The organism is Bradyrhizobium sp. P5_C11_2 (genome assembly GCF_054049755.1).
In genome coordinates, this window is sequence record NZ_JBFULT010000437.1 from 1 (window position 1) to 6,456 (window position 6,456).

The 6,456-nt window shown below is 65.6% G+C and carries 7 protein-coding genes; 2 read left to right on the forward strand and 5 right to left on the reverse strand.

Annotated features, from left to right (window positions below; translation table 11 throughout):
• Both ACXJL8_RS30220 and ACXJL8_RS30225 read right to left on the reverse strand, forming a co-directional pair.
• A partial coding sequence (locus ACXJL8_RS30220) for a glutamine synthetase family protein (protein ID WP_456686107.1) occupies positions 1–1,398 on the reverse strand: 1,398 nt, incomplete at its 3' end.
• Between the two features lie 130 nt (positions 1,399–1,528).
• Positions 1,529–2,887 (reverse strand): aromatic ring-hydroxylating dioxygenase subunit alpha, encoded by a 1,359-nt coding sequence (locus tag ACXJL8_RS30225; RefSeq protein WP_456619570.1) that lies wholly within the window; start codon positions 2,885–2,887, stop codon positions 1,529–1,531.
• Between the two features lie 309 nt (positions 2,888–3,196).
• Here ACXJL8_RS30225 and ACXJL8_RS30230 point away from each other — a divergent pair, with 309 nt between their 5' ends.
• On the forward strand, positions 3,197–3,982 hold the full coding sequence (locus ACXJL8_RS30230) for an IclR family transcriptional regulator domain-containing protein (protein ID WP_456619571.1): 786 nt from the start codon (positions 3,197–3,199) through the stop codon (positions 3,980–3,982).
• A 117-nt stretch (positions 3,983–4,099) separates the two neighbouring features.
• Positions 4,100–4,432, forward strand: coding sequence for a PRC-barrel domain-containing protein (locus ACXJL8_RS30235; RefSeq protein WP_456619572.1), 333 nt, complete (start codon positions 4,100–4,102; stop codon positions 4,430–4,432).
• 91 nt (positions 4,433–4,523) lie between these two features.
• Here the strand turns inward: ACXJL8_RS30235 and ACXJL8_RS30240 are convergent, their stop codons facing one another.
• The 3 genes from ACXJL8_RS30240 to ACXJL8_RS30250 form a co-directional block, all read right to left on the reverse strand.
• Positions 4,524–4,958, reverse strand: a complete 435-nt coding sequence (locus tag ACXJL8_RS30240; RefSeq protein ID WP_456619573.1) for a VOC family protein — start codon at positions 4,956–4,958, stop codon at positions 4,524–4,526.
• Positions 4,959–5,047: 89 nt separating this feature from the next.
• On the reverse strand, positions 5,048–5,779 hold the full coding sequence (locus ACXJL8_RS30245) for a helix-turn-helix domain-containing protein (protein ID WP_456619574.1): 732 nt from the start codon (positions 5,777–5,779) through the stop codon (positions 5,048–5,050).
• Between the two features lie 171 nt (positions 5,780–5,950).
• The gene (locus ACXJL8_RS30250) at positions 5,951–6,343 is read right to left on the reverse strand and encodes a group II truncated hemoglobin (RefSeq protein ID WP_456619575.1); all 393 of its coding nucleotides are present in this window, start codon (positions 6,341–6,343) and stop codon (positions 5,951–5,953) included.
• Positions 6,344–6,456: the final 113 nt, after the last annotated feature.

The window sequence follows — 6,456 nt, forward strand, 5'->3', positions numbered from 1 at the left end:
CACTTCGGCCAGGAAACGGTCGATCTCGGCGTTCTTGATGTGGGTGTAGTAGTCGACGAACTCGGCGCCGAATTTCTCGCGGAAGAACGGATCGTCCTTCAGCGCGGCCACGGCATCGCGCAGCGATTTCGGCAATAGCGGTGCCTTGGTTTCGTAGGGCGTGTCGGCGGACGGGCCGGGATCGAGCTTGCGGTCGACGCCGTCGAGGCCAGAGAGGATCTGCGAGGCCATGTAGAGATAGGGATTGGCGGCGGGCTCGCCGACGCGGTTTTCCAGGCGCGTGGCGGCATCGCCGGCAGCCCCGAGCACGCGGATCATGACGCCGCGATTGTCGCGGCCCCAGATCGCGCGGTCCGGCGCCAGCGAATAGGAGCGGTAGCGCTTGTAGCCGTTGATGGTCGGCGTCGTGAACACGGTTGCCGCACGGGCATGGTCGAGCAGTCCCGCGAGCCAGGCGCGGCCGAATTCGCCGAGCGGCGCGCTCCCGTCCTTCGCCATCAACAGATTGTCGCCGCTCGCGCGCGAGACGATCGACTGGTGCAGATGCCAGCCGCTGGCGAACAGGTTTGGCAGTTTCGGCCGGCACATGAAGGTGGCGTGATAGCCGTGGCGGTGCGCGATCTGCTTCACCGCGGAGCGGAACAGCACCATGTTGTCGGCGGGCTCGATCCCCTTCTTCGGCTGGAAGGTGAATTCGCACTGGCTCGGCCCGAACTCGACCTCGACGGAGCGCAAGGGCAACCCGAGCGCGAGGACGTCGCGGCGCAGGATCTCCAGCACCGGCTCCATCTGGTCGAAGCGCTGCTCGGTGAGGTATTGATAGCCGTGGCTGAGCAGGCTCACCGACGGTGGCGTGCCGGGCTGGCCGGCATCCTCCGCGCGCATATGCGGATCGTCGAGSTTGAAGATGTGGAATTCGACCTCGAGGCCCGCGACGAAATCGCAGCCGCGGCTGCCGAGCTCATCCAGCACCTTGCGATAAAGCCCGCGGGTCGCGAACGGCACCGGGCGGCCGTCGTTGAAATAGAGGTCGCACAGCACCCAGCCCGTCGCCGGCGCCCATGGCAGCACGCGGAACGTGGTGGGATCGGCGACCATCAACACGTCGGCCGCGCCCTCCATCTCCTTCATGCCGAAGCCGCCGCCCGATGTGAACACCGGAAACACGGTGCGGTGCGAGGTGTCCTTGGCGAGCATGGTGGTGGTGATGGAGCAGCCGCTCTCCAGCGAGGCGATCGCCTCGGCGGCGACGATGGTCTTGCCGCGCAGAATGCCGTGCTGGTCCGGGAAGGCGAGGCGGATGACCTCGAGGTTCTTCTCCTCGACGATGCGGCGCATGCGTTGCGCCGCGTCCTTCTGTTCATCCGACCACAGCGCATGATGCGCGACGAAAGTCACTTCACCACTCCTTCAACTGCCGTAGGGTGGGCAAAGCGAAGCGTGCCCACCACGTCTGTCGTCCTCACGGAAGCATGGTGGGCACGGCGCTTTGCGCCTTTGCCCACCCTACGGGCTCCGACCACGAACCTCACTCCGCCGCCGTCAACCGGTGCACATTGTCCGCAATCTCCTTCGGCACCGGGGCCGTCCACGGTGCGCCGCGGCGGCGCTTGACATCGACTTCCATCCAGTAGGTCTCCCAGCCCCGTGTCGGCCCGATGCCGTCCATGGTCGCCGGGCCCTGGATCGAACGCGCGTTGCTCGCGTCGAGATGCAGCATCGGCTTCTCGCCGCCCAAAACCTTCTCGATCTCCTGCCGCAGCAGGCGGCGGTACTGCACGATCGCCTTGTCGCTCTGGCCGAGATGCTCCTTGGTGCGGTCCTGGATCGCGCCCATCGACTCCACCGCCCACTGGTCGTGGACGTTGATGTCGCTGCCCATGCCGGTGTAGGTCGCGGTCTGCTGTTCGTGCGGATCGAAACCGTAATCGTTGCTGCTGTTCTTGCGCGATTTGTAGTCGGGCAGCTCGTAGAGCTCGAGCCGCTGGTCGCGCATCTTCTGCTTGTCGACCGGGTTCGAATAGCTGGTGAAGATCGCGTACCAGTAGCAGTTCTCGTCGTCGACCGGCACGTGCCATTGCGTGATCGTCATCTCCGTGCTCATGGGGATGACGAAGCCGTGCGGGAAGAGCTGGTTGGTCACCCGCACATGGGTGCGCTCCTCGTCGATCTCGCGCAGCGCGATCAGCCGCAGGCCGTATTCGGTGTGCTCGACATTGATGATCGGGCGATCGTATTCGCGCAGGATCTTCGTCATCGGCAGGTCGCTTCCGGCGGAGGCGCCGCGGAACTGCTTGCCGTAGGCGGTGGAGGTGTCCTCGTCCTCGAAGAAGCGGTGCAGGTAGGAGGCGTGCGCGGGGTCGATGCCGACCTCGAGCGCCTGGAGCCAGTTGCAGGCCATGTGGCCCTTGAATGCGAAAGTGTGCGTGCCGGGCGCGACGAAGCAGTCGAGCTCGGGAAAGGCCGGCGGCTCACCCTCGCCGAGCCAGGCCCAGAGGATGCCGCTCTTCTCCACCACCGGATAGGAGCGCTGGCGGATGTTCTGGCAGAGCTTTGAATCCTTCGGCTCGGCCGGGGTCTCGATGCACTGGCCGGTGGCGTCGAACAGCCAGCCATGGAAGGCGCAGCGCAGGCCGCCATGTTCGAGCCGCCCGAAGGCGAGGTCGGCGCCGCGGTGCGCGCAGTGGCGATCGATCAGGCCGTAGCGCCCTCGCTCGTCGCGGAACAGCACGAGACTTTCGCCGAGCAGTCGCACGGGGCGGATCGGCCGCGCACCTTCCAGCTCGTCGACCAGCGCCGCCGGCTGCCAGTAGCTCCGCATCAGCTTGCCGCAGGGGTCCTTCGCCCCGGTGCGGGTGATCAGGTCGTTCTGCTCCTGGCTCATCATGGCGGTCGCGTCCCTTCTTGCTCGAACATGCAAGTCGAGCCGGTGCGCTCTTCCTCGCCTCTCCCCGCGTGCGGGGAGAGGCCGGATTGCATCGAAGATGCAATCCGGGTGAGGGGGGCTCTCCGCGAGTCCAGCTGTCACCGTCCCTGCGGAGACTCCCCCTCACCCCACCCTCTCCCCGCAAGCGGGGCGAGGGAGATCGCGAGCGTGCCTGCCTAACGAATTGTGTTCGCCTATTGAACGAATGGGCGAATTATGACATGCCTTGATCCGGCAGCAAGCAATATTTTGCAGGAAAGTCCCGGCGCCATGCCCAAGCTGAAGCGGAGCGAGAGCGACGCGCGCGCGACGGATTTCGTCGAAAGCCTCGATCGCGGCCTGCGTCTGCTGCAATGTTTTGGCGCGACCACCGGCCCGATGACGCTGAGCGATCTCGCCCGCGCAGCAGCGTTGCCGCGCGCCACGACGCGACGCATGCTGTTCACGCTCCAGCATGGCGGCTTCGTTTCCGGCGACGGAAAGCTGTTTTCCCTGACGCCGCACGTGCTGAAGTTGGCGGCCTCCTACCTGCGGTCCAATCAACTCGTCACCGTGCTTCAGCCCGTGCTCGATCGTATCGCCACCGCGGCGCAGGAAATCTCCTCGCTGGCGGTGCTCGACCGCGACGAGGTCGTGTTCGTCGCGCGCAGCAGCCCGGCGCGGATGTTTTCGGGCGGACTCGAGATCGGCTACCGCTTGCCCGCGTTCTGCACCTCGGTCGGCCGCGCCATGCTCGGTCAGCTCGACGATGCAGAGCTCGCCGCACGCCTGAAGACAATGACGCGCGAGGCGCTGACGCCGCAGACGGTGACGGATCCCAAGGCGCTGCTGGCCAGCATCACGGCCGATCGTGCCCAAGGCTATTCGCTGGTCGACCGCGAGGCCGAGCCGCATTTCCGCTCGATCTCGGTTCCGGTGCGCCGCTACGACGACGTGATCGTCGCCGCCATCAACATGGGCGCCCATGTCGACCGCGTGCCGGAGCAGGAACTGATCGGCCGTTTTCTGCCACTGCTGCGCGAAGGCGCGGCCTCGGTGCGCTCGCAGTTGCTGTAGCCCGTAGCCCGGGTGAGCGCAGCGATACCCGGGAAAGTGTCGCAGACCCCGGATGTCGCTTCGCTCATCCGGGCTACGAGACTATAATGCGCTCCACCCAAGACGAGGGAGGATGCCATGCACCACACCATGGTTCCCAGTGATCGCGTGGAGCACGCCGCCGTCTACGGGCGCGACGGCGCCAAGCTCGGCACGATCGAGCGGCTGATGCTCGACAAGGTGAGCGGAATGGTCGCTTACGCCGTCATCAAGACCGGCGGGCTGCTCGGCACACGTCACCATTACCCGGTGCAGTGGAGCGCGCTGAAATACGATCGAACACGTCAGGCGTTCCAGGTCGAGCTGACGCTGGACGAACTCAGCAGCGGCCCCTGCGAGTTCGACGGCGACGAGTTCGATTGGGGCGACCGCTCGAGGTCCTATCCGCACCCGAATTACTGGTCGGTCTGAAGAGCAGGACGGGTTCGCAGCCGCATCGCCCTTGCGGGCTCAATTGAGCTTGCCTGCGCCCGCCGAGCGGCATTGGAGGCGACCGTCCGGCCTATCCCGGCAGCGACTCTTCGCCGACCTTGGGCCAATAGGTTCCAAAGCTCCAGAGGCCGCCCTCGGGATCGCGCGCCGCGAAATCGCGGCTGCCATAATCGGTGTTGTAGGGTTCCATTTCGATCGTCGCGCCGGACGCCTTCACCTTCTCATAGAGTGCGTCGGGATCATCGACAGCCAGATAAATGGCATCCGTGCGGTGGCCGCCGATCTCGCCGACCCGCTTTGCGTAGGCATCATCGCGATGCGCACCGAGCATGAGGATCGACGATCCAAATGCCAATTCGGCGTGAACGACCGTGCCCTCTCTGCGATAGACCACGCGTTCGGCGAAACCGAGAACGTTTTTCAGCCAGACGATCATCGCCTCCGCGTCCTTGCAGCGCATGGTGTGGTACAGGCGCGGCGCTTCATAGCCATTCTGCTGGTTCATGAAATTCTCCAGGACATTATCCAGGTCTACTGCGACGCCGACCCTAGTTCGGATCGCGCCAGCCGGGCTTGAACAAATGGGACCAGACGCTACCCGCCGCCGTCCCGCATCAGACGTGGATCCGCAAGATCGAGCCGCGCGGCCCATCCGGTCGGCGTCTCGCCGCTCAATATCCGGAAGTCGCGGGCCAGATGCGCCTGGTCGGCATAGCCGGCGTCTGCCGCGACGGTTGCCCAGCCGCCTGTCCCGTCCGTGCGGGCCAGTGAGCAGGCCCGATGAAAGCGCAGCATCTGGGCCATTGTCTTCGGCGGCACGCCGATCTCGTTGTGGAAGCGGCGCGTGAGATGCTTGCGGCTCCAGCCAATGTCGGAGGCAAGCTGGGTGATCTGGACCGCGCCTGCCCGTCGCCAGAGCGTATCGAGGGCGAAGGCGATCGCCGGCGAGGGCTCATGCACGGCGCGACGAAGCACGAAGTCTTCCACGATCTCAAATCGTCGCTGCCATCCGACCGCCTCGGCAACCCTGGCGCGGAGGTTCTCGCCATCCCGTCCCAGAATGTCGTCCAGGCCGACGATGCGCGCGGTCAGATCCGGCACCGCTCCGCCGAAGAAGCGATACGCTCCAAGCGGGGTGAAATCGACCTGAACGCATTCGGCGCGGCCATCGGATTCGATGCGGACCGGTCCGGGAAAGAGGCCTGCCGCGAAACTCGGCTGGGCGTCGGCAACATCCGGTTCGCGCCCAAGTGCAATGCGGAAGGGTGTCCCCAAATTCACGAGAAGAGGCAGCGCAAGCGGCGCCGCGTGCCGGAAGCCGGCCAACCCGACGCCGTGCTCGCGATAGAACGAGATGCTGGCGACCAGCCGCGCAAGGCGCGGCGAGGCGGGCCGACGGATGACATCGGGATTTGCGGCAGCGTCCATCGCGCGCAGCATAGCGCCGCAGCGGTGCCCCTCCAAGTGCGTGGCGCGTCGCGCCTCGCCTGTGGGTGGCTAACGGTTGCGCATCCAGTCGGCGAGACCGGACAGCGCCTTGTCGAGGTCCTGCCGCGCGGCAGCGTCCGCGACCGTCTCCTCCAGCGCGCCGCGCATGCAGGCGAGCCACGCATCGCGTTCGGCGTCGCCGATCGCAAAACCGATGTGACGCTGGCGCAACCGCGGGTGGCCCTTCTCGACGGAATAGAGTCGTGGCCCGCCGGTCCATTCGGTGAGATAGCGCTTCAGCACGTCCCTGATCAGGCCGAGATCGGCTGCATGCATGGCGCGGATGATTTGCGCCTCCGGCAGCGTATCCATCCGTTCATAGAAGCGCTCGACCAGAAGGTCGATCGTGGCGCTGCCGCCGATCCGCTCGAACATGGAGATTGCGACGTCGCTATCGGTCATCATTTATTCCAACGCTTGCTTGCCGTGCGTTGATATATCTCGCCGGAGCTCGCGCACAAACTCCATTGTCGTCCCGGCGAAGGCCGGGACCCATAACCACAGGGAGTAGTTTG